This window comes from Streptomyces sp. NPDC029836, assembly GCF_055574495.1.
Genome location: NZ_JBVHZI010000013.1, coordinates 117,570 through 138,247, shown reverse-complemented (window position 1 = coordinate 138,247; position 20,678 = coordinate 117,570). Strand labels below are relative to the sequence as shown.

At 68.9% G+C, this 20,678-nt stretch carries 19 protein-coding genes and 3 tRNA genes; 19 read left to right on the top strand and 3 right to left on the bottom strand.

The genetic code is table 11. The features are described 5' to 3' along the window. Positions 1-6: 6 nt before the first annotated feature. Entirely contained in the window at positions 7-1,296 is a 1,290-nt protein-coding gene (locus ACZ4XJ_RS30300; RefSeq protein WP_468498029.1) for an amidohydrolase family protein, read from the bottom strand. Between the two features lie 395 nt (positions 1,297-1,691). Here ACZ4XJ_RS30300 and ACZ4XJ_RS30295 point away from each other — a divergent pair. From ACZ4XJ_RS30295 to ACZ4XJ_RS30250, 10 genes are all read left to right on the top strand, one after another. Next, positions 1,692-1,764 (top strand) — tRNA-Thr (locus tag ACZ4XJ_RS30295). Between the two features lie 48 nt (positions 1,765-1,812). Further along, positions 1,813-1,885 (top strand) — tRNA-Met (locus ACZ4XJ_RS30290). A gap of 88 nt (positions 1,886-1,973) precedes the next feature. Continuing rightward, positions 1,974-2,138, top strand: coding sequence for a 50S ribosomal protein L33 (rpmG, locus tag ACZ4XJ_RS30285; RefSeq protein WP_007265873.1), 165 nt, complete (start codon positions 1,974-1,976; stop codon positions 2,136-2,138). Between the two features lie 185 nt (positions 2,139-2,323). Beyond that, entirely contained in the window at positions 2,324-2,776 is a 453-nt protein-coding gene (locus ACZ4XJ_RS30280; RefSeq protein WP_362883882.1) for a MaoC family dehydratase N-terminal domain-containing protein, read from the top strand. A 1-nt stretch (position 2,777) separates the two neighbouring features. After that, positions 2,778-3,206, top strand: coding sequence for a MaoC family dehydratase (locus tag ACZ4XJ_RS30275; RefSeq protein ID WP_468498028.1), 429 nt, complete (start codon positions 2,778-2,780; stop codon positions 3,204-3,206). A 1,260-nt stretch (positions 3,207-4,466) separates the two neighbouring features. After that, positions 4,467-5,066, top strand: coding sequence for a TetR/AcrR family transcriptional regulator (locus ACZ4XJ_RS30270; protein ID WP_468498027.1), 600 nt, complete (start codon positions 4,467-4,469; stop codon positions 5,064-5,066). 101 nt (positions 5,067-5,167) lie between these two features. Continuing rightward, the gene (locus tag ACZ4XJ_RS30265; RefSeq protein WP_468498026.1) at positions 5,168-6,622 is read left to right on the top strand and encodes a DHA2 family efflux MFS transporter permease subunit; all 1,455 of its coding nucleotides are present in this window, start codon (positions 5,168-5,170) and stop codon (positions 6,620-6,622) included. A 106-nt stretch (positions 6,623-6,728) separates the two neighbouring features. Continuing rightward, positions 6,729-7,127 carry a DUF3291 domain-containing protein gene (locus ACZ4XJ_RS30260; RefSeq protein WP_362884112.1) on the top strand — a complete coding sequence of 133 codons (399 nt, stop codon included), beginning with the start codon at positions 6,729-6,731 and terminating at the stop codon, positions 7,125-7,127. A 45-nt stretch (positions 7,128-7,172) separates the two neighbouring features. Further along, positions 7,173-8,228 carry a UDP-N-acetylmuramate dehydrogenase gene (locus ACZ4XJ_RS30255; RefSeq protein ID WP_362884114.1) on the top strand — a complete coding sequence of 352 codons (1,056 nt, stop codon included), beginning with the start codon at positions 7,173-7,175 and terminating at the stop codon, positions 8,226-8,228. 14 nt (positions 8,229-8,242) lie between these two features. Continuing rightward, on the top strand, positions 8,243-8,659 hold the full coding sequence (locus ACZ4XJ_RS30250) for a hypothetical protein (protein WP_362884116.1): 417 nt from the start codon (positions 8,243-8,245) through the stop codon (positions 8,657-8,659). On the opposite strand, the gene ACZ4XJ_RS30245 is transcribed toward ACZ4XJ_RS30250, so the two are convergent. Both ACZ4XJ_RS30245 and ACZ4XJ_RS30240 read right to left on the bottom strand, forming a co-directional pair. Beyond that, positions 8,649-9,668 (bottom strand): adenosine deaminase, encoded by a 1,020-nt coding sequence (locus ACZ4XJ_RS30245; protein WP_468498025.1) that lies wholly within the window; start codon positions 9,666-9,668, stop codon positions 8,649-8,651. The genes ACZ4XJ_RS30250 and ACZ4XJ_RS30245 overlap by 11 nt on opposite strands. A 175-nt stretch (positions 9,669-9,843) precedes the next feature. Further along, complete coding sequence (locus tag ACZ4XJ_RS30240; RefSeq protein ID WP_388888044.1) at positions 9,844-11,070, bottom strand: pyridoxal phosphate-dependent aminotransferase; 1,227 nt, start codon at positions 11,068-11,070, stop codon at positions 9,844-9,846. Between the two features lie 191 nt (positions 11,071-11,261). On the opposite strand from ACZ4XJ_RS30240, the gene ACZ4XJ_RS30235 reads away from it, so the two are divergent. From ACZ4XJ_RS30235 to rpoB, 9 genes are all read left to right on the top strand, one after another. Then, positions 11,262-11,334, top strand: a tRNA-Trp gene (locus tag ACZ4XJ_RS30235). 105 nt (positions 11,335-11,439) lie between these two features. Continuing rightward, complete coding sequence (gene secE, locus ACZ4XJ_RS30230) at positions 11,440-11,721, top strand: preprotein translocase subunit SecE (protein WP_362884121.1); 282 nt, start codon at positions 11,440-11,442, stop codon at positions 11,719-11,721. Positions 11,722-11,805: 84 nt separating this feature from the next. Next, entirely contained in the window at positions 11,806-12,771 is a 966-nt protein-coding gene (nusG, locus tag ACZ4XJ_RS30225; protein WP_468498024.1) for a transcription termination/antitermination protein NusG, read from the top strand. 184 nt (positions 12,772-12,955) lie between these two features. Continuing rightward, positions 12,956-13,390: a 50S ribosomal protein L11 gene (gene rplK / locus ACZ4XJ_RS30220; protein WP_351821568.1), complete on the top strand. Its 435-nt coding sequence runs from the start codon at positions 12,956-12,958 to the stop codon at positions 13,388-13,390. A gap of 85 nt (positions 13,391-13,475) precedes the next feature. Next, positions 13,476-14,204, top strand: a complete 729-nt coding sequence (rplA, locus tag ACZ4XJ_RS30215; protein ID WP_362884124.1) for a 50S ribosomal protein L1 — start codon at positions 13,476-13,478, stop codon at positions 14,202-14,204. Between the two features lie 190 nt (positions 14,205-14,394). After that, on the top strand, positions 14,395-15,261 hold the full coding sequence (locus ACZ4XJ_RS30210; RefSeq protein ID WP_468498023.1) for an SCO4651 family lipoprotein: 867 nt from the start codon (positions 14,395-14,397) through the stop codon (positions 15,259-15,261). 296 nt (positions 15,262-15,557) lie between these two features. Beyond that, positions 15,558-16,088, top strand: a complete 531-nt coding sequence (rplJ, locus tag ACZ4XJ_RS30205) for a 50S ribosomal protein L10 (RefSeq protein ID WP_030710304.1) — start codon at positions 15,558-15,560, stop codon at positions 16,086-16,088. Between the two features lie 110 nt (positions 16,089-16,198). Beyond that, on the top strand, positions 16,199-16,579 hold the full coding sequence (gene rplL / locus ACZ4XJ_RS30200) for a 50S ribosomal protein L7/L12 (protein ID WP_281204225.1): 381 nt from the start codon (positions 16,199-16,201) through the stop codon (positions 16,577-16,579). A gap of 566 nt (positions 16,580-17,145) precedes the next feature. Further along, positions 17,146-20,628, top strand: a complete 3,483-nt coding sequence (gene rpoB / locus ACZ4XJ_RS30195; RefSeq protein ID WP_362884127.1) for a DNA-directed RNA polymerase subunit beta — start codon at positions 17,146-17,148, stop codon at positions 20,626-20,628. The last annotated feature ends 50 nt before the right edge of the window (positions 20,629-20,678 follow it).

The following is a 20,678-nucleotide window of genomic DNA, read 5'->3' as shown; positions in this document are numbered from 1 at the left end:
GCTGCCTCAGGGACCGGACTCCGTGCGACCCTGCCTGGGCAGGTCCAAGGCCACAGCGACCGCCGAGTCGCAGTACTCCCGTACGGCACTCGTACGGGCTACGACGCGCCCCCGGTGGATCACGATCCGGCTGTACGCCAACGACAGCACCCCCGCGATCCGCTCCCCGCGCACGGCGAGCAGCTCCGCCGGGAAGCCGGCCTCCACCCGCACCTCGGGCAGCCCCATCGCCTCGCGGGCGGCACTGCTCACGGTCTCGTAAGCCTCCTGCGCCCGCAGCCCGCCCTGGGAGGCCAGCAGGTACGCGGCTTCCAGCGGATCTCCCCGCCCCACCGGGTTCCCGGCGTCCCGCAGCGCCCCGCTCCCGGCCGTGACGCGCACACCGGCCGCCCGCAGCAGCCGTACGGGGGCGGTCCGCAGGCCGCGCCGCTCCAGGGCCGCGCAGTCCCCCTGGGGCAGGCACGTCACGCGCACGCCCGCCGCCGCGAGCTGGTCGGCGGCCCGCGAAGCCACGTCCAGCGGCAGCCGCGACAGGCCTCCGCAGGGGCCGATGCTCACCCCGGGTCGGAGCCCGCCGGCCATCGCCGCGAGCCGGGCGAGGCGGCCGGGGTCGTCGCCGTCCGTGTGCAGATCGACGGGGCAACCGTGCTCGGCGGCCAGCTCCAGGACCGCTTCGACGAAGCCCGTCGGATCGGGATCCAGATCCGGGCAGCCGCCGATCACGGCCGCGCCCATCTTGACGGCGTCGCGCAGCATGGCCAGCCCGTCCGCCCCGGCGACCCCGGTCAGCAACCGGGGCACGGCCACGGCCGTCAGATCGGCCAGCCCCCGCAAGGACCGCCGCGCCTGGAGGACGGCCTCCAGCGGGCCGAGCCCGTGCACGTCGCCGATCCGCACGTGGGAGCGGACGGCGGTCGCGCCGTGCCCGAGCTGGAGCAGGGCCGCCTCGGTGGCCCGGCGCTGCACCTCGTCGGTTCCGTACGAGACGGGCCCTTCGGCGTCGGCGGTCAGAGCGGTGTCCCCGTGCGCGTGGGGCTCGGCGGGGGCGGGGAGCAGCAGATAGCCGCTCAGGTCGACCCGGGACAGGGCGGGGGCCGTCAGGCTGCCCGCGGTCCCGACGGCCTGGATGCGACCGCCGCCGAGGCGGACGTCGACCGTGCGACCGTCGGCGAGCCGCGCCCCGGCGAGGAGCAGCCCGGTGCCCTCGGGGGCGCTCCCGCCGGCGGGAGCCCGGGAGGGGCCCTCGGCCGGGTTCCGCGAGGAGTGGGAGGGCTGCTGCGGCTGGCTGTCGGACATCGCGCTCCTGCGGTGGCTCGGGCGGTTCCTGCGCCGTGGACACAGCCCGCGGCCCAAGATCACGCAGCGTGGTCAGAGCCTAGGGCGCCCGACTGCCCGCTTCGCGGAAGAGCGCAATAGTCGTACCGGTGTGGTGCCAGAGCCGGCGTGGTGTCCATGCCGGTGTGGACACCACGCCGGTGTGTGCCCGCGCCGTGTGGTGACCTCGTCCGCGCCGGCGCCAACGGCGGACGTGCCGGGTGCGAGTTGGTGTGAGCCCGCGCACATTTGGTTCGCAAAACCGTCGGACAGGCGCTGAAGCGGTGATCAAGAATCTTCACCGGCCCACCCCCGAGCCCAGTCGCCGCAAAGGATTTGGGCGATCGGCGGGCAACCGTGTAATGTCTTCATCGCTCGCCCCAATAGCTCAGTCGGTAGAGCGTCTCCATGGTAAGGAGAAGGTCTGCGGTTCGATTCCGCATTGGGGCTCTGATGAGTGAGGTTCCCCACCCTCGGGTGGGGAGCGGATCACATCAAAGCGGCGTAGCTCAGTCGGTAGAGCAAGCGGCTCATAATCGCTGTGTCACCGGTTCAAGTCCGGTCGCCGCTACAACTAGTAGCCGATTGCGGGGTCGGTCTCCCGATCGGCTACTCTTTTATGCGTTCATCCGTCCCATATTCCGTCAAGGAGCACTCACGTGGCTGCCACCGACGTCCGCCCGAAGATCACGCTGGCCTGCGTGGAGTGCAAGGAGCGGAACTACATCACCAAGAAGAACCGGCGTAACAACCCGGATCGCATGGAGATGAAGAAGCACTGCCCGCGTTGCAACTCGCACACCGCGCACCGCGAGACCCGCTGATCCTGGCGAAGTCTCGAATAACAGGCACCGTCACGAGGTCGTCCCCGTCATTGGGGGGCGGCCTTGTGTCGTTTCCGCACGGATCGGATCCGGGGCGGTTCGGGGCTGCCCGGCCGGTACGGGACGGTGCGCGTCTCCCTTCGTCTGCTGTTCTTTCGTGTTCCTTCCACAGGAGGTAGTGAGCCATGGCCCTCGACCAGACCTTCGTCGGGCGGACCTACCCGCCCACCGATCCGTACGAGGTCGGCCGGGAGAAGATCCGCGAATTCGCGGTTGCGGTGGGTGACGAAAATCCCGTCTACACCGACCCGGAAGCTGCCAAGGCGTTCGGCCACCCCGATGTGATCGCCCCCCCGACCTTTGTGTTTGCCATCACGTTCAAGGCGGCGGGCCAGGTCGTCGAGGACCCCCAGCTGGGTCTCGACTACAGCCGCGTCGTGCACGGCGACCAGAAGTTCTCGTACGTCCGTCCCGTCCGTGCGGGCGACCAGCTCTCGGTGACTTCCACCATCGAGGCCGTGAAGTCGATGGCCGGCAACGACATCATCGACATCCGCGGTGAGGTCCACGACGCATCCGGCGAGCACGTGGTGACGGCCTGGACCAAGCTCGTTTCCCGCGCCCCCGAGGAGGCCTGAGATGGCTGCACAGATCCAGTACGCCGACGTCGAGGTCGGCACCGTCCTGCCGGCGGCCTCCTTCCCGGTGTCGCGCGCGACGCTCGTGCGCTACGCCGGTGCCTCCGGTGACTTCAACCCGATCCACTGGAACGAAAAGTTCGCCAAGGAGGTCGGACTGCCGGACGTGATCGCCCACGGCATGTTCACCATGGCCGAGGCGATCCGCGTGGTGACCGACTGGGTCGGCGACCCGGGCGCGGTGGTCGACTACGGAGTCCGCTTCACCAAGCCGGTCGTGGTCCCGAACGACGACAAGGGCGCGCTGATCGAGGTCACCGCGAAGGTCGCCGTCAAACTGGACGACAACCGCGTACGGGTCGACCTGACGGCGATGAGCGCAGGCCAGAAGGTCCTCGGCATGTCCCGCGCGGTGGTCCAACTCGCCTGAGGCGGGGTGGGGTGGGGTGGGGCTGCGGGCGTGGTGGCTGCGGCGGGGCGGGGTTGAATCCGCTGGGCGGGGGTGGGGGCGGGGGGTGTGCGGGGTGCCGATGGTCCGGATCAGAGCTGGTTTGGTGGTTTCCCGCCGGTCTCATCGTCTCTTCGTGGTGGGCCGGTCCCTCAAGGGCGCTCCTCCTTCGTCGTCGCGTCGCTTCGCGATGGCCTTCGGCCACCCTTGACCGACCGCCCCACCACGAAAAGCCGAAGACCGACGGGAACCCCCCAAAAGAACGGTCACGGGTCAGAGAGGACAGGAGCGGGTCCCTCAGTGACGAGACGAGGGCCCGGGGGCTGCCCGATGGGGCATACGGGCACCTCAGAGGGCCGTTGGTCGGGCCCCGGGCGCGGCCAAGAGCCCTACCCGCCCATCAGAACCACCAGAGCAGTCTGGAGTGCGGGTAGGCGGGGACGCGCGCCGGTTCGCCGTGTCTCTTCGCTCGGCTCAGCGTCCGTCGACCGTCCGTGGCTGGACATAAGCAGCCCACACCGTCCGTGGAATCCGTTGGCGGCGAGCGCCTGCGGCCCGTCCGCACCGTCCCCACCATCTGATTTTTGTGGTCTGTGGTCTGTGGTCTGTGGTCTGGGGTCCGGCCTCGGGCGGTCGGCGGACGCTGAGACGGCCTCGGCCATGGACTGGGCTGGTGCGGCTTATGTCCAGCCACGGCCGGTGGTCAGTCGCTGAGCCGAGCGACGAACTTATGGCGAACCGGCGCGTCCCCCCGCCTACCCGCACTCCAGATCACTCTGGTCGTTCTGATGGGCGGGTAGGGCTCTTGGCCGCGCCCGGGGCCCGGCCGCCGGCCTCTTGGCGTGCCCGTGTGCCCCATCGGGCAACCCCGGGTCCCTCGCCTCATCGCTGAGGGACCCGTTCCTCGTCTCTCTGACCCGTGACCGTTCTTTTGGGGGGTTCCCGTCGGTCTTCGTTTTTCCGTGGCGGGTCGGTCGGTCAAGGGTGGCCGTAGGCCATCGCGTAGCGACGCGACCGAAGGGAGCGCCCTTGAGGGGCCGGCCCGACGCGGAGAGACGATGAGACCGGCGGGAACCCCCCAAAGCTGCTCTGATCCGGATCAACGGCACCCCGCTACCCCCGGCCCGCCCCGCCGTCCGAACCCCCGCCCCGCTGCACCCGCCCCCCGACCCCACCCCGACCCCACCCCGACCCCACCCCGACCCTTGACCAAGTTAGTGATTGAGCACTAACTTTCCATCCATGGCAAGGATGAGTGCGGAAGAGCGGCGCGAGAGTGTCGTGCGGGCGGCCATGTGTGAGTTTGCGCGTGGGGGCTACTACGGGACGTCCACCGAGGCGATCGCCAAGCGGGTGGGTGTCTCGCAGCCGTACTTGTTCCGGCTCTTCCCCAACAAGCAGGCCATGTTCCTCGCCGCCACCACCCGGTGCATGGAGGAGATCAGGCTGGTCTTCGAGAAGGCCGCCGAGGGGCTCAGTGGTGAGGAGGCCCTGGGTGCCATGGGGGCGGCGTACCTGACGCTGATCGCCGAACAGCCCGACAAGCTGCAGATGCAGCTCCAGGTGTACGTGACCGTGGCGGCCGCCGAGGCCGCCGGGGAGAAGGAGTTCGGGGAGCTGGTCCGGGCCGGTTGGATGGATCTCTGGGACACCGTACGAATGCCCCTCGGCGGCGACAGCGCACAGGCGGGGTCCTTCATGGCCTACGGAATGCTTATCAACACCCTCTCGGCCCTCGGGTTCCCGTCCGGGCACCGGGTGTGGGAGGGGTGCTGGCTCTCCGGGTCCACCCATGGCTCCGGCTCCGGCTCCGGCTCCGGCGAGCCCCCGCCGCAGGGCTGAAACCGTCCTTCCTTGCCGACTCCGCCCTTGCTTGCCCCAGAAAGTTAGTAATCAGTCACTACCAAGCCGCCAAGCCGCCAAGCCGATCAGGGGGAACAACCGTGAGCAGCACTCAACCCGCCGTCAGAGCGCCCGCCCTCAGAGCGCCCGCCATCTGGGCGCTCGTCCTCACCGGCGCCGCCAGTTTCATGGCCGCGCTCGACAACCTCGTCGTCACCACCGCCCTCCCCGCGATCCGCGCCGACCTCGGCGGGAAGTTGGAGGACCTGGAGTGGACGGTGAATGCCTACACGCTGACCTTCGCCGTCCTGCTCATGTTCGGCTCCGCCCTCGGTGACCGGTTCGGGCGGCGGCGGCTCTTCGTCATCGGGCTCGGGATATTCACGGCCTCCTCCGCCGCGGCCGCGCTCTCGCCCGGTATCGACGCGCTCATCGCCGCCCGCGCCGTCCAGGGCGTCGGAGCGGCGATCATGATGCCGCTCACCCTCACGCTGCTCACCGCCGCCGTCCCGGCCGCCCGCCGGGGCATGGCCCTCGGGATCTACGGGGCCGTGACCGGGCTCGCCGTCGCCAGTGGCCCCCTCATCGGCGGCACGCTCACCGAGCACATCTCCTGGCAGTGGATCTTCTGGCTGAACGTTCCGATCGGTCTCGCCCTCATCCCCCTCGCCCGGCTGCGCCTCGCCGAGTCCACCGCGCCGAACGCCCGCCTCGACGTGCCCGGCACCCTGCTGATCAGTGCCGGCCTCTTCGGGATCGTCTACGCACTGGTCAACGCCAACGCCGACGGTTGGACCAGTGCGCCCGTCCTCACCGGCCTCATCGCGGGCGGCGCGCTGGTGGGCGCCTTCATCCGGCACGGCATGCGCGCCGCCGACCCCGTGCTGCCCATGCGGCTCTTCCGTGACCGCGGGTTCCTCGGGATCAACATCGCGGGGCTGCTCATGTTCCTCGGCATGTTCGGCTCGATCTTCCTGCTCAGCCAGTTCCTCCAAGGGGTCGTCGGCTACTCGCCCACCGAAGCCGGCCTGCGCATGCTCCCCTGGACCGGCATGCCGATGATCGTGGCCCCGCTCGCCGGGATCCTCTCCGACCGGATCGGCGGGCGACCCGTGGTCGCCGCCGGGCTGGCGTTCCAGGCCATCGGGCTCGGCTGGTTCGCCGTGATCCTGAGCACGGACGTCTCCTACGCCGCCCAGCTGCCGGCGCTGATCCTCAGCGGGATCGGCATGGCCCTCTACTTCGCCCCGGCCGCCAACGTGCTGATGTCCACCGTGCGCCCCGCCGACCAGGGCAAGGCCTCCGGGACCAACAACGCCCTGCGCGAGGTCGGCGGGGCCCTCGGTGTGGCCGTCCTGGCCTCCGTGTTCTCCGCCCAGGGCGGCTACGAGACCCCGCAGGCCTTCACCGACGGGACCGTCCCCGCGCTGTGGATCGGGGCCGTCGCCGTCGCCCTCGCCGCCGGGTTCGCGCTGCTGGTGCCCCGTCGGGGCGGCGGGGCGCGGACGGGCTCGCAGCCGGTCGCCGAGGTCCGCAAGGTGCCCGTCGCCGGCTGAGGCGCCGCTCGCCGGCCGGGGCCGACGCCCGGGCGCGGCCGGGAGAACCGCAGCACCGCCCGCACACGAAGTTCCGTACGACGACGCGTCGCGAAGGAGCCCCGTCATGCCCGACGTCCCCTGGTACACGCCCGCGCAGGCCGATCCCGACGCCGAGGTGTACGTCATGGCCTCCCGCTTCGAGACCGACGGCCTCCTCGGAGCGCTGCGGTTCCTCCTCAAGGCGCCCGGCATCGTCGCCCAGGTCCGCAAGGCGCCCGGCGCGCACGGCGCCGCCCTGCGGGCCCGGGTCCTGCGCCGGACCTTCCTCACCCTGTCCGCCTGGGAGGACCGCGAGGCCCTCCAGCGCTTCGCGGCCAGTGAGCCGCACCGCGCCTCCGCGCGCGCCGCGGCCGCCTACACGAAGGAGGCCGAGTTCACCTTCTGGACCGTGCGGGCCGCGGAACTGCCCCTCGGCTGGGCGGAGGCCGAGCGCCGTCTGGCCGAGCGGAAACGGGCCCACTGAGTGCCCCGCCGGGATGCGAGGGGGCCGGACCGTACTCTTGTGCTCGTGCAGGAACTCCACGACGCCCCCCTCGCCCCGCTGACCACCTTCCGCCTCGGCGGCCCCGCGGCCCGGTTGGTCACCGCGACCACCGACGCCGAGGTCGTCGACGCCGTCCGCGCGGCGGACGCCGCCGGCACGCCGCTGCTGATCATCGGCGGCGGCAGCAACCTGGTCATCGGTGACCAGGGCTTCGACGGCACCGCCCTGCGCATCGCGACGACCGGGTTCGACCTCGACGGGACCCGCCTGGAGCTCGCCGCCGGCGAGAACTGGAGCGACGCCGTCGCCCGCACCGTCGACGCCGGACTCGCGGGCATCGAGTGCCTCGCCGGGATCCCCGGCTCGGCCGGCGCGACCCCGATCCAGAACGTCGGCGCGTACGGGCAGGAGGTCTGCGACACCATCACGGAGGTCGTGGCCTACGACCGCACCAGCGGCGCGACCGTCACCCTGACCGCCGCCGAGTGCGACTTCCGCTACCGCAACAGCACCTTCAAGGACCAGCCCGACCGGTACGTCGTCCTGCGCGTGCGCTTCGCCCTGGAGGACGCGGGCGGCCTCTCCGCCCCGATCAAGTACCCGGAAACGGCCCGCGCCCTCGGCGTCGGCGCCGGCGACCGGGTCCCGGCCGCCGCCGCCCGCGAGACGGTGCTGCGGCTGCGCGCCGGCAAGGGCATGGTCCTCGACCCCGCCGACCACGACACCTGGTCCGCCGGCTCCTTCTTCCACAACCCGATCCTGACCGACGAGGCGTACGCAGCCTTCCTCACCCGCGCCCAGGACCGCCTCGGCCCCGACACGGCGCCGCCCGCCTACCCGGCCGGCGAAGGGCGTACGAAGACCAGCGCGGCCTGGCTGATCGACAAGGCCGGCTTCACCAAGGGCTACGGCACCGGCCCCGCCAGGATCTCCACCAAGCACACCCTGGCCCTGACCAACCGCGGCGAGGCCACCACCGAGGACCTCCTCGTCCTGGCCCGCGAGGTCGTCGCCGGCGTCCACGAGGCCTTCGGCGTCACGCTCGTCAACGAGCCGGTGACGGTCGGCGTCCGCATCTGACGTGAACCGCTGACATGAACTGCCCCCGGCACGGGGCCGGCACCGATCCCACGCGTCTGGTGGGCCGCGAGATCAGCCGGGTCGTCGCGTCCTGGCACGTCTGTGAGGGCGAACGCTCCGAGGCGCCGCTCGACGTGTGGCTGATCGACAGCGTCGGCGACTCCACGCGCATCACCACCGGCTCCGACCGCTGCCTCATCGTCGAGGCCGCGACCCCGCACGAGCCCTACGACCTGGGGGAGTGGGGCCGCATCGAGGTCGGCGAGGACCTCGGGGACCACCCGTTCCTGCCCCACGTCGGGCGCACGATCGCCTCCGTCGCCGAGTTCGCCCTGCCCGAGCAGGGCCGCACCCACCTGGAGATCGGCTTCCCCGGCGGCCACCGGGTCCGGGCCGACTGCTACCAGGGGGACCTGCGGCTCACCCGCTGAGCCAGTGGTCGATCCCGCCCAGCAACTTGGCCTGGACTTCCTCCGGCGCCGCCGAACCGCGCACCGACTGCCGGGCCAGCTCGGCCAGCTCCGCGTCCGTGAAGGCGTGGTGGCGGCGGGCGAACTCGTACTGCGCCGCGAGCCGCGAACCGAACAGCAGCGGGTCGTCCGCGCCCAGCGCCATCGGCACCCCCGCCTCGAAGAGGGTGCGCAGCGGCACGTCCTCGGGCCGCTGGTACACGCCGAGGGCGACGTTGGAGGCCGGGCAGACCTCGCAGGTGATCTGCCGGTCGGCCAGCCGCTTGAGCAGCCGCGGGTCCTCGGCGGCCCGTACGCCGTGCCCGATGCGGGCGGCGTGCAGGTCGTCCAGGCAGTCCCGGACGGAGGAGGGCCCGCTCAGCTCGCCGCCGTGCGGGGCCGCGAGCAGGCCGCCCTCGCGGGCGATGGCGAAGGCCCGGTCGAAGTCGCGGGCCATGCCGCGGCGTTCGTCGTTGGAGAGCCCGAAGCCGACGATGCCGCGGTCGGCGTAGCGGACGGCGAGTCGGGCGAGGGTGCGGGCGTCGAGCGGATGCTTCATGCGGTTCGCGGCGATGACGACGCGCATGCCGAGGCCGGTCTCCCGGGAGGCCGCGTCGACGGCGTCCAGGATGATCTCGACGGCCGGGATCATGCCGCCCAGCAAGGGGGCGTAGGAGGTCGGGTCGACCTGGATCTCCAGCCAGCCGCTGCCGTCGCGGACGTCCTCCTCGGCGGCCTCGCGGACCAGCCGGCGGATGTCGTCGGGCTCGCGCAGGCAGGACCGGGCGGTGTCGTAGAGCCGCTGGAAGCGGAACCAGCCGCGTTCGTCGGTGGCCCGGAGTTTGGGGGGTTCGCCGCTGGTCAGGGCCTCGGGCAGGCGAACGCCGTACTTGTCGGCCAGCTCCAGCAGCGTCGAGGGGCGCATCGACCCGGTGAAGTGCAGGTGGAGGTGGGCTTTCGGCAGAAGCGTGAGATCGCGTACGTGCTCCATCCGGTGATCCTGCCGTACTTGTCACCCGATCGACAGCCGCTTTCCCTGAACGGGACCTTGCCCGAACGTAAACCCGAGCCACCGGGCCCCGGGCGCGGCGGCCGGTCCCGGGAACGACGGAGCGGCGCCGCCCCACCGGGACGACGCCGCTCCGTACCGCTTCCTACCGCGACGCCTAGGCCTTGGCCTCGGCGAGCAGCTTCTGGATCCGGGACACGCCCTCGACCAGGTCCTCGTCGCCCAGGGCGTACGAGAGGCGCAGGTAGCCGGGGGTGCCGAAGGCCTCGCCCGGGACGACCGCGACCTCGGCCTCGTCCAGGATCAGCGCGGCCAGCTCGACGGAGGTCTGCGGGCGCTTGCCGCGGATCTCCTTGCCGAGCACCTCCTTGACCGACGGGTACGCGTAGAACGCGCCCTCGGGGGTCGGGCAGAACACGCCGTCGATCTCGTTCAGCATCCGCACGATGGTCTGGCGGCGGCGGTCGAAGGCCGTGCGCATCTCGTGGACGGCGTCCAGGTTGCCGGAGACGGCGGCGAGCGCCGCGACCTGGGCCACGTTGGAGACGTTGGAGGTGGCGTGCGACTGCAGGTTCGTCGCGGCCTTGACGACATCCTTCGGGCCGATGATCCAGCCCACGCGCCAACCGGTCATCGCGTACGTCTTGGCGACGCCGTTGACGATGATGCACTTGTCGGCGAGCTCGGGGACGATCGCCGGCAGCGAGACGAACTTGGCGTCGCCGTAGACCAGGTGCTCGTAGATCTCGTCCGTCAGGACCCACAGGCCCTTGTCGGCGGCCCAGCGGCCGATGGCCTCGGCGTCGGCCTCGGTGTAGACGGCGCCCGTCGGGTTGGACGGGGAGACGAAGAGGACGACCTTCGTGCGCTCGGTGCGCGCGGCCTCCAGCTGCTCGACGGAGACCCGGTACCCGGTGGTCTCGTCGGCGACGACCTCGACCGGTACGCCGCCCGCGAGGCGGATCGACTCCGGGTAGGTGGTCCAGTACGGGGCCGGGACGATGACCTCGTCACCCGGGTCGAGGATGGCCGCGAACGCCTCGTAGATGGCCTGCTTGCCGCCGTTGGTCACCAGGACCTGGGACGCGTCCACCTCGTAGCCGGAGTCGCGCAGCGTCTTCGCGGCGATCGCGGCCTTCAGCTCGGGCAGGCCGCCGGCCGGCGTGTAGCGGTGGTACTTCGGGTTGCGGCAGGCCTCGACCGCCGCCTCGACGATGTAGTCCGGGGTGGGGAAGTCGGGCTCGCCCGCACCGAAGCCGATCACCGGACGCCCGGCGGCCTTGAGGGCCTTGGCCTTGGCGTCGACGGCGAGGGTGGCGGACTCGGAAATGGCGCCGATACGGGCGGACACCCGGCGCTCGGAGGAAGGCGTTGCAGAGGTCATGCGGCCAATCGTCCCAGACGGCCCGGAAGGCCCGCACACCGTTTCAGGGACCGGACGGAGCAGGTCCGGCTCTGTTCTGTTCGACGTCAGGGCCCGGACCACGTACACTCACCTGTCGTTGGTCCTCACCAGCCGTCCGGAACGTGAGCACTCCGTGCACTCGCTCGGATGCGGTAGGTTGGGGAACGCAAAGGGTCGTAGCTCAATTGGTAGAGCACTGGTCTCCAAAACCAGCGGTTGGGGGTTCGAGTCCCTCCGGCCCTGCTCCACACTCCTTCTCGGACGTGTGCGCAGGTACGTACTTCGATGCAATGCCGTGCGGCGCAACCGGGCGCGGCTACGGCCACGACCCGGATTCAGGTGAGAGACGTGACGGACGCCCTCGGCTCCATCGACATGCCTGACGCCGAGGACGACACTCGCGAGAAGAAGGCCCGCAAGGGCGGTAAGCGCGGCAAGAAGGGCCCTTTCGGCCGGCTCGCGCTCTTCTACCGTCAGATCGTCGCGGAGCTCCGCAAGGTCGTCTGGCCCACTCGTAACCAGCTCACGACGTACACCACCGTGGTGATTGTCTTCGTCGTCATCATGATCGGTCTGGTGACCGTGATTGACTATGGGTTCCAGGAAGCCATCAAGTTCGTCTTCGGCTGATCCCCGCGGAGGGCGGCGCCTTGATGGGTGCCGCCCGTTTTCGCATGTTCCACCACCTTTTGTATCCAGGAAGAAGCAGCCACCGTGTCTGACCCGAACCTGAACGTGAGCGACGAGTCCGTCGAGTCCGTCGAGTCCGTTGAGGACCAGCTCGACATCGTCGAGGCTGCCGACGCTGTGGACCCCGATGAGGCCGAGCTCGCCGACGCCGACGCAGGCATCGCCGCCGAAGAGGCCGCGCTGCACGTCGAGTCCGCCGAGGGCGAGGGTGCTGTCGACGCCGAGGCCGCGGAGGCCGACGAGGCCGCGGACGCCGACGAGGTCGAAGGGGCCGCGGACGCCGACGACGAGGCCGAGGCCGCCGTCGAGGACGCGGACGAGACCGACGTCGAGGACGCGGAGGAGGCCGAGGAGGCCGCCCCCGCCGAGCCCGTCGACCCCACCCAGGCCCTGCGCGACGAGCTGCGCCTGCTCCCCGGTGAGTGGTACGTCATCCACACCTACGCGGGCTACGAGAAGCGCGTGAAGGCCAACCTCGAGCAGCGTGCCGTCTCGCTGAACGTCGAGGAGTTCATCTACCAGGCCGAGGTGCCCGAGGAAGAGATCGTCCAGATCAAGAACGGCGAGCGCAAGAACGTCCGGCAGAACAAGCTGCCCGGTTACGTTCTCGTCCGCATGGATCTGACGAACGAGTCCTGGGGCGTCGTCCGCAACACCCCCGGTGTCACCGGCTTCGTGGGCAACGCGTACGACCCGTACCCGCTGACCCTGGACGAGATCGTCAAGATGCTCGCGCCGGAGGCGAAGGAGAAGGCCGACAAGGCCGCCGCCGAGGCCGCGGGCCTGCCGGCTCCCGCCGTGAAGCGCGCCATCGAGGTCCTGGACTTCGAGGTCGGCGACTCGGTCACCGTCACCGACGGCCCGTTCGCGACGCTCCAGGCGACCATCAACGAGATCAACCCGGACTCGAAGAAGGTCAAGGGTCTCGTCGAGATCTTCGGCCGCGAGACCCCGGTCGAGTTGAGCTTCGACCAGATCCAGAAGAACTGATCCGGATCCGCTGATCCAGTTCTTCTGAACAACGCTTCCGAAGCAGGTCAGATCGCCCCGTAAAGGGGGGTCTGACCTGCTCGGTTTTTAGCCCCGCACCTGTACCCGTTATCGTGGTGCGGTATGCCTCCATCCGGATGACCGGTTGGCGGCTGAAAACTCTCACTAGGACCCGGAGAGAGCAATGCCTCCCAAGAAGAAGAAGATCACGGGGCTTATCAAGCTCCAGATCAAGGCCGGTGCGGCCAACCCGGCTCCGCCGGTCGGCCCCGCGCTCGGTCAGCACGGCGTCAACATCATGGAGTTCTGCAAGGCCTACAACGCCGCGACCGAGTCGCAGCGCGGCATGGTCGTGCCGGTGGAGATCACGGTCTACGACGACCGTTCCTTCACCTTCATCACCAAGACTCCGCCGGCCGCGCGTCTCATCCTGAAGAGCGCGGGCGTGGAGAAGGGCTCCGGCGAGCCGCACAAGACCAAGGTCGCGAAGCTCACGCGTGACCAGGTCCGCGAGATCGCCACGATCAAGATGCCTGACCTCAACGCGAACGACATCGACGCCGCCGAGAAGATCATCGCCGGCACCGCGCGTTCGATGGGCATCACGGTCGAAGGCTGATCCAGCCACCCAGCACGACAGTGGTAGGGCCAAGCGCTGGTCCGCACCACGACTCCACGCCTGAAGTCACTACACAGGAGCAGAAGTGAAGCGCAGCAAGACTCTCCGCGCTGCGGACGCCAAGATCGACCGGGACAAGTTCTACGCCCCGCTCGAGGCCGTCCGTCTCGCCAAGGAGACCTCCGCGACCAAGTTCGACAGCACCGTCGAGATCGCCTTCCGCCTGGGTGTCGACCCGCGCAAGGCCGACCAGATGGTCCGTGGCACCGTGAACCTCCCGCACGGCACCGGCAAGACCGCCCGGGTCCTGGTCTTCGCGACCGGTGACCGTGCAGCGGCCGCGGAAGCCGCCGGCGCCGACATCGTCGGCGACGACGAGCTGATCAACGAGATCGCCAAGGGCAACCGCCTGAACGAGTTCGACGCCGTTGTCGCCACGCCGGACCTCATGGGCAAGGTCGGCCGCCTCGGCCGCGTGCTCGGTCCCCGTGGCCTCATGCCGAACCCGAAGACCGGCACCGTCACGATGGACGTCGCCAAGGCCGTCACCGAGATCAAGGGTGGCAAGATCGAGTTCCGCGTCGACAAGCACTCGAACCTGCACTTCATCATCGGCAAGGTCTCCTTCTCCGATGAGCAGCTGGTCGAGAACTACGCGGCGGCCCTGGACGAGATCATCCGTCTGAAGCCGTCCGCCGCGAAGGGCCGCTACATCAAGAAGGCCGCCCTGAGCACCACGATGGGTCCGGGCATCGCCCTGGACTCGAACCGCACCCGGAACCTCCTCGTCGAGGAAGACCCGGCCGCCGTTTGATCAGGCCGAGCCTGACCGGCTCCCTGCACGGCTGAACGGGCCCTCCACCACCCTTCACGGGCGGTGGGGGGCCCGTTTTCCGTGTTCCGTGCCACAGAGGGGGCACGAGGGCGTAATGGCCGCGCGTTCGAGCGTGACGGGAACGTAAAGTCGAAATCAAATGACGATCACACAAGGGGTGGGGACCTTCATGTCTGCATACCGCAGGAAGACCATCGGCGGCGCACTGACCGCCGTACTGCTCGTGGGCGGGGCCACGGCGTGCCAGGACGGGAAGGACGCGAAGAAGGACGGCGCCGCCGCCCCGGCGCAGTCCCCGGCCGCCCAGGCGCCGGCCGTGGTCGCGCCGGCCGCGTTCCTGGAGAAGACGAAGAAGAAGTCCGCGGACATCACCTCGCTGCGGTACACCATGTCCGGCACCGCCGCGGGCAACGCGATCTCCGGCGAGGCCGCCATGCGCCTCAAGCCCGACGTCGCGATGTCCATGACGATGGCCTCGCCGCAGACGCCCGGCCAAAGCGTCGGCATCCGCCTCCTCGACGGCGCCCTCTACCTGGGCAGCGAGGACAAGTGGATGAAGTTCGACCTGAAGTCGCTCGCTCCGGAAGAGGCCAAGAAGCTGGACGCCCTCGGCGGCGGCCAGCAGGGCGAGAACCCGGGCGACAAGGCGAACGACCTGAGCTTGGCCAAGGACCTGAAGACCGTCGGCGAGGAGACCATCGACGGTCAGAAGACCACCCACCTGACGGGCACGGTCACGCTGGACCAGCTGAAGGACCCGAGCGCCGCGACCACGCCCGAGGCCAAGGCCCGTCAGGAGAAGAACCTGAAGATGCTGGAGGCCCAGGGCATCAAGGAACTGACGATGGACATCTGGATCGACGAGGCCGACCAGACCAAGCAGGTCCGCACCCGCGGCCAGGGCACCGAGGGCCCGATGGACCTCACCATCAAGTTCCACGACGTCAACAAGCCCGTCGAGGTCACGGCCCCGCCGGCCGACAAGGTCGTGGACCTGGCGGAGATGATGAAGGGCAGCACGGGCGGCACCGCCTGAGTGCTGTCGAGGGCACCGCGGTACCGGTGTCCCGGGGCGCTCCCGAGGCGATTTGCCTCGACTGGACCGCTTCACGTACGCTTCACCAGAAGCCAAAGACCGCTGGTCGTTGCCGTGCTCGCAAGAGCGTGGCGGCCGAAGGATCCGCTGACTGCGGACGTCCTGCGCAGGTGTTCGTGGAGAAGCTCCCGGAGTGATTCGGTTGAGCTTACGCCCCGTGCGCTTGCGCCGGGGCGTTTCGTTTTGTTCAGCCCCTTCTGAGCGGTCCTCATCACCCGGAAGGAGGCCGACGCTCTATGGCAAGGCCCGACAAGGCTGCCGCGGTAGCCGAGCTCACGGACCAGTTCCAGAGCTCGAACGCCGCCGTGCTGACCGAGTACCGGGGTCTCACCGTCGCGCAGCTCAAGACGCTGCGTCGTTCGCTCGGTGAGAACGCCCAGTACGCCGTGGTGAAGAACACGCTGACCAAGATTGCGGCCAACCAGGCCGGGATCACCGCGCTGGACGAGCACTTCGCTGGTCCGACCGCGGTCGCCTTCATCACCGGTGACCCGGTGGAGTCGGCGAAGAGCCTGCGTGACTTCGCCAAGGACAACCCCAACCTCATCATCAAGGCGGGTGTCCTTGATGGTAAGGCGCTCACCGCCGATGAGATCAAGAAGCTTGCGGACCTCGAGTCCCGCGAGGTTCTGCTCAGCAAGCTGGCCGGCGCGTTCAAGGGCAAGCAGTCCCAGGCTGCCTCGCTCTTCCAGGCGCTGCCGTCGAAGTTCGTCCGCACCGCGGAAGCGCTTCGCGTCAAGCTCGCCGAGCAGGGCGGTGCCGAGTAACTCGGCTCGCGCACTGATCCACGCCGCCTAGTGCGTGGGTCAAAGCGGGCCGTTACGCCCGCCCCCATATACATCCGGCACCTGCCGAATTAGTGGAAGGATCGCCCATCATGGCGAAGCTCACCCAGGACGAACTCCTCGCCCAGTTCGAGGAGCTCACCCTCATCGAGCTCTCCGAGTTCGTTAAGGCGTTCGAGGAGAAGTTCGACGTCACCGCCGCCGCGGCCGTCGCCGTTGCCGGTCCGGGCGCCCCCGCCGCCGTTGAGGCCGCTGAGGAGCAGGACGAGTTCGACGTCATCCTCACCGGTGCCGGCGACAAGAAGATCCAGGTCATCAAGGTCGTGCGCGAGCTGACCTCCCTGGGTCTGAAGGAAGCCAAGGACCTCGTTGACGGCGCCCCGAAGCCCGTCCTCGAGAAGGTCGCCAAGGAGGCCGCTGACAAGGCCGCCGAGGCCCTCAAGGCTGCCGGCGCCGGCGTCGAGGTCAAGTAACACCTCAGAGGCTCTCCGAAGCCTCTTCCAAGGGCGATCACCCGTAAGGGTGGTCGCCCTTTGGCGTACCCGTAGTGCCTGACTTGCCCTGGTCCCCTTGGGGAGTAGGGTGATCATCGTTGCCCTGGAGCAGGGTCCGAAGATGATCCGCTCGGAGCACGGGGCCTTGACGAACGGCCGGCGGCGCGCAATTCTCAGTCCCGTTGCCGACTCCGCCCGGTGGGATTCGAGATACCAGGCATGGATCGGTTACGAAGAGGGCAGTACTGATACGCGCTCTGTGTGCGAGGCCGAGCGTTGGCAGGGGTAGTTCAAACGACATGGGGAAGGCCTGTTGCCGGTTTCCGGAAACCTGGTCTGGACATCAGTGAGCCGAGTGGCTACACTGACCCTTTGCGCTGCCTGTTAGCTGCCCCCTGCCCGTCGCCAGGGGCATGCCCACGCTTGAGCACACTGATTGATCGTCTCCGACCTGGTCTTTTCTGCCGGATCGAGAACGTCCGTCTTCCGTGTCGGCTGGGACCGGTACGCGCGTAGTGAGTCCGAGCCCTCGGAAGGACCCCCTCTTGGCCGCCTCGCGCAACGCCTCGACCAATACGAACAACGGTGCCAGCACCGCCCCGCTGCGCATCTCCTTTGCAAAGATCAAGGAACCCCTCGAGGTTCCGAACCTCCTGGCGCTGCAGACCGAGAGCTTTGACTGGCTGCTCGGCAACGCCGCCTGGAAGTCTCGCGTCGAGTCGGCGCTTGAGAGTGGACAGGACGTCCCCACCAAGTCCGGTCTGGAAGAGATCTTCGAGGAGATCTCGCCGATCGAGGACTTCTCCGGGTCGATGTCGCTGACCTTCCGCGACCACCGTTTCGAGCCGGCGAAGAACTCTGTCGACGAGTGCAAGGACCGCGACTTCACGTACGCGGCGCCGCTGTTCGTCACAGCCGAGTTCACGAACAACGAGACCGGAGAGATCAAGTCTCAGACGGTCTTCATGGGCGATTTCCCGCTCATGACCAACAAGGGCACCTTCGTCATCAACGGCACCGAGCGTGTCGTCGTGTCGCAGCTTGTCCGCTCCCCCGGTGTCTACTTCGACTCCTCCATCGACAAGACGTCCGACAAGGACATCTTCGCCGCCAAGATCATCCCGTCCCGGGGTGCCTGGCTGGAGATGGAGATCGACAAGCGCGACATGGTCGGTGTCCGCATCGACCGCAAGCGCAAGCAGTCCGTCACCGTCCTCCTGAAGGCCCTCGGCTGGACCACCGAGCAGATCCTGGAGGAGTTCGGCGAGTACGAGTCCATGCGCGCCACCCTGGAGAAGGACCACACCCAGGGCCAGGACGACGCGCTGCTCGACATCTACCGCAAGCTGCGTCCGGGCGAACCGCCGACCCGCGAGGCCGCTCAGACGCTGCTCGAGAACCTCTACTTCAACCCGAAGCGCTACGACCTCGCGAAGGTCGGCCGCTACAAGGTGAACAAGAAGCTCGGCGCCGACGAGCCGCTCGACGCCGGTGTGCTGACCACCGACGACGTCATCGCGACGATCAAGTACCTGGTCAAGCTGCACGCGGGTGAGACCGAGACGACCGGCGAGTCCGGCCGTTCGATCGTCGTCGAGACCGACGACATCGACCACTTCGGCAACCGTCGTCTGCGCAACGTCGGCGAGCTCATCCAGAACCAGGTCCGCACGGGTCTGGCTCGTATGGAGCGCGTCGTCCGCGAGCGGATGACGACCCAGGACGTCGAGGCGATCACGCCGCAGACCCTGATCAACATCCGGCCGGTCGTCGCCTCCATCAAGGAGTTCTTCGGCACCAGCCAGCTGTCGCAGTTCATGGACCAGAACAACCCGCTGTCGGGCCTGACCCACAAGCGCCGCCTGTCGGCGCTGGGCCCCGGTGGTCTGTCCCGTGAGCGGGCCGGCTTCGAGGTCCGAGACGTCCACCCGTCGCACTACGGCCGCATGTGCCCGATCGAGACCCCCGAAGGCCCGAACATCGGTCTGATCGGCTCGCTCGCGTCCTACGGTCGCGTCAACGCGTTCGGTTTCGTCGAGACCCCGTACCGCAAGGTCATCGAGGGTGTCGTCACCGACGACGTCGACTACCTGACGGCCGACGAGGAAGACCGCTTCGTCATCGCCCAGGCCAACGCCGGCCTGAACGACGAGATGCGCTTCACCGAGAACCGCGTGCTGGTTCGTCGTCGTGGCGGCGAGATCGACTACATCGCCGGCGACGACGTCGACTACATGGACGTCTCCCCGCGCCAGATGGTGTCCGTCGCGACCGCGATGATCCCCTTCCTGGAGCACGACGACGCCAACCGTGCCCTCATGGGCGCGAACATGATGCGCCAGGCCGTTCCGCTCATCAAGGCGGAAGCGCCGCTCGTCGGCACCGGCATGGAGTACCGCTGTGCGGTCGACGCCGGTGACTCGATCCGTGCGGAGAAGGACGGTGTCGTCCAGGAGGTCTCGGCCGACTACATCACCGTCGCCAACGACGACGGCACGTACACCACGTACCGCGTCGCCAAGTTCTCCCGCTCGAACCAGGGCACCTCGGTCAACCAGAAGGTCATCGTCAACGAGGGTGACCGGATCATCGAGTCCCAGGTCCTCGCCGACGGTCCCGCGACCGAAGAGGGCGAAATGGCCCTCGGCAAGAACCTGCTCGTGGCGTTCATGCCCTGGGAAGGTCACAACTACGAGGACGCGATCATCCTGTCGCAGCGCCTCGTACAGGACGACGTCCTCTCCTCGATCCACATCGAGGAGCACGAGGTCGACGCCCGTGACACCAAGCTGGGCCCCGAGGAGATCACCCGGGACATCCCGAACGTCTCCGAGGAGGTCCTCGCGGACCTCGACGAGCGCGGCATCATCCGCATCGGTGCGGACGTCGTCGCCGGCGACATCCTGGTCGGCAAGGTCACGCCCAAGGGTGAGACCGAGCTGACCCCGGAGGAGCGTCTGCTCCGCGCGATCTTCGGTGAGAAGGCCCGCGAGGTGCGTGACACCTCGCTCAAGGTTCCTCACGGTGAGATCGGCAAGGTCATCGGCGTCCGCGTCTTCGACCGCGAGGAGGGCGACGAGCTTCCTCCGGGCGTGAACCAGCTGGTCCGCGTCTACGTCGCCCAGAAGCGCAAGATCACCGACGGCGACAAGCTCGCCGGTCGTCACGGCAACAAGGGCGTCATCTCCAAGATCCTTCCGATCGAGGACATGCCCTTCCTGGAAGACGGCACGCCGGTCGACATCATCCTCAACCCGCTGGGTGTCCCGTCCCGAATGAACCCGGGTCAGGTCCTGGAGATCCACCTCGGCTGGCTCGCCAGCCGCGGCTGGGACGTCTCCGGTCTCGGCGAGGAGTGGGCCGAGCGCCTCAAGGTCATCGGCGCCGACCGCGTCGAGCCCGGCACCAACGTCGCCACCCCGGTGTTCGACGGTGCCCGCGAGGACGAACTCACGGGTCTGTTCGAGCACACCATCCCGAACCGCGACGGTGACCGCCTGGTCCTCCCGTCCGGCAAGGCGCGTCTGTTCGACGGCCGCTCCGGCGAGCCGTTCCCGGACCCGATCTCCATCGGGTACATGTACATCCTCAAGCTCCACCACCTGGTCGATGACAAGCTCCACGCGCGGTCGACCGGTCCGTACTCGATGATCACGCAGCAGCCGCTGGGTGGTAAGGCGCAGTTCGGTGGCCAGCGCTTCGGTGAGATGGAGGTGTGGGCGCTTGAGGCTTATGGCGCCGCTTACGCCCTCCAGGAGCTGCTGACCATCAAGTCCGATGACGTCACCGGCCGCGTGAAGGTCTACGAGGCCATCGTCAAGGGCGAGAACATCCCCGAGCCGGGCATTCCCGAGTCCTTCAAGGTGCTCATCAAGGAAATGCAGTCGCTCTGCCTCAACGTGGAGGTGCTGTCCTCGGACGGCATGTCCATCGAGATGCGCGACACCGACGAGGACGTCTTCCGCGCGGCGGAGGAGCTCGGTATCGACCTGTCCCGGCGTGAGCCGAGCAGCGTCGAAGAGGTCTGACGGGCCTGACGGGGGGCTCGCTCAAGAGCCCCCCGTCATCCCCGGGACCG

What these genes read in the sequence shown, in the direction of transcription:
- ACZ4XJ_RS30300 (WP_468498029.1), bottom strand. Translation starts at nt 1,296, where the DNA reads ATGTCCGACAGCCAGCCGCAGCAGCCCTCCCACTCCTCGCGGAACCCG.
- ACZ4XJ_RS30280 (WP_362883882.1), top strand. Translation starts at nt 2,324, where the DNA reads ATGGCCCTCGACCAGACCTTCGTCGGGCGGACCTACCCGCCCACCGAT.
- ACZ4XJ_RS30250 (WP_362884116.1), top strand. Translation starts at nt 8,243, where the DNA reads ATGAACTGCCCCCGGCACGGGGCCGGCACCGATCCCACGCGTCTGGTG.
- ACZ4XJ_RS30210 (WP_468498023.1), top strand. Translation starts at nt 14,395, where the DNA reads ATGTCTGCATACCGCAGGAAGACCATCGGCGGCGCACTGACCGCCGTA.
- rplJ (WP_030710304.1), top strand. Translation starts at nt 15,558, where the DNA reads ATGGCAAGGCCCGACAAGGCTGCCGCGGTAGCCGAGCTCACGGACCAG.
- ACZ4XJ_RS30260 (WP_362884112.1), top strand. Translation starts at nt 6,729, where the DNA reads ATGCCCGACGTCCCCTGGTACACGCCCGCGCAGGCCGATCCCGACGCC.
- ACZ4XJ_RS30245 (WP_468498025.1), bottom strand. Translation starts at nt 9,668, where the DNA reads ATGGAGCACGTACGCGATCTCACGCTTCTGCCGAAAGCCCACCTCCAC.
- ACZ4XJ_RS30275 (WP_468498028.1), top strand. Translation starts at nt 2,778, where the DNA reads ATGGCTGCACAGATCCAGTACGCCGACGTCGAGGTCGGCACCGTCCTG.
- ACZ4XJ_RS30240 (WP_388888044.1), bottom strand. Translation starts at nt 11,070, where the DNA reads ATGACCTCTGCAACGCCTTCCTCCGAGCGCCGGGTGTCCGCCCGTATC.
- rplK (WP_351821568.1), top strand. Translation starts at nt 12,956, where the DNA reads ATGCCTCCCAAGAAGAAGAAGATCACGGGGCTTATCAAGCTCCAGATC.
- rplL (WP_281204225.1), top strand. Translation starts at nt 16,199, where the DNA reads ATGGCGAAGCTCACCCAGGACGAACTCCTCGCCCAGTTCGAGGAGCTC.
- ACZ4XJ_RS30270 (WP_468498027.1), top strand. Translation starts at nt 4,467, where the DNA reads ATGGCAAGGATGAGTGCGGAAGAGCGGCGCGAGAGTGTCGTGCGGGCG.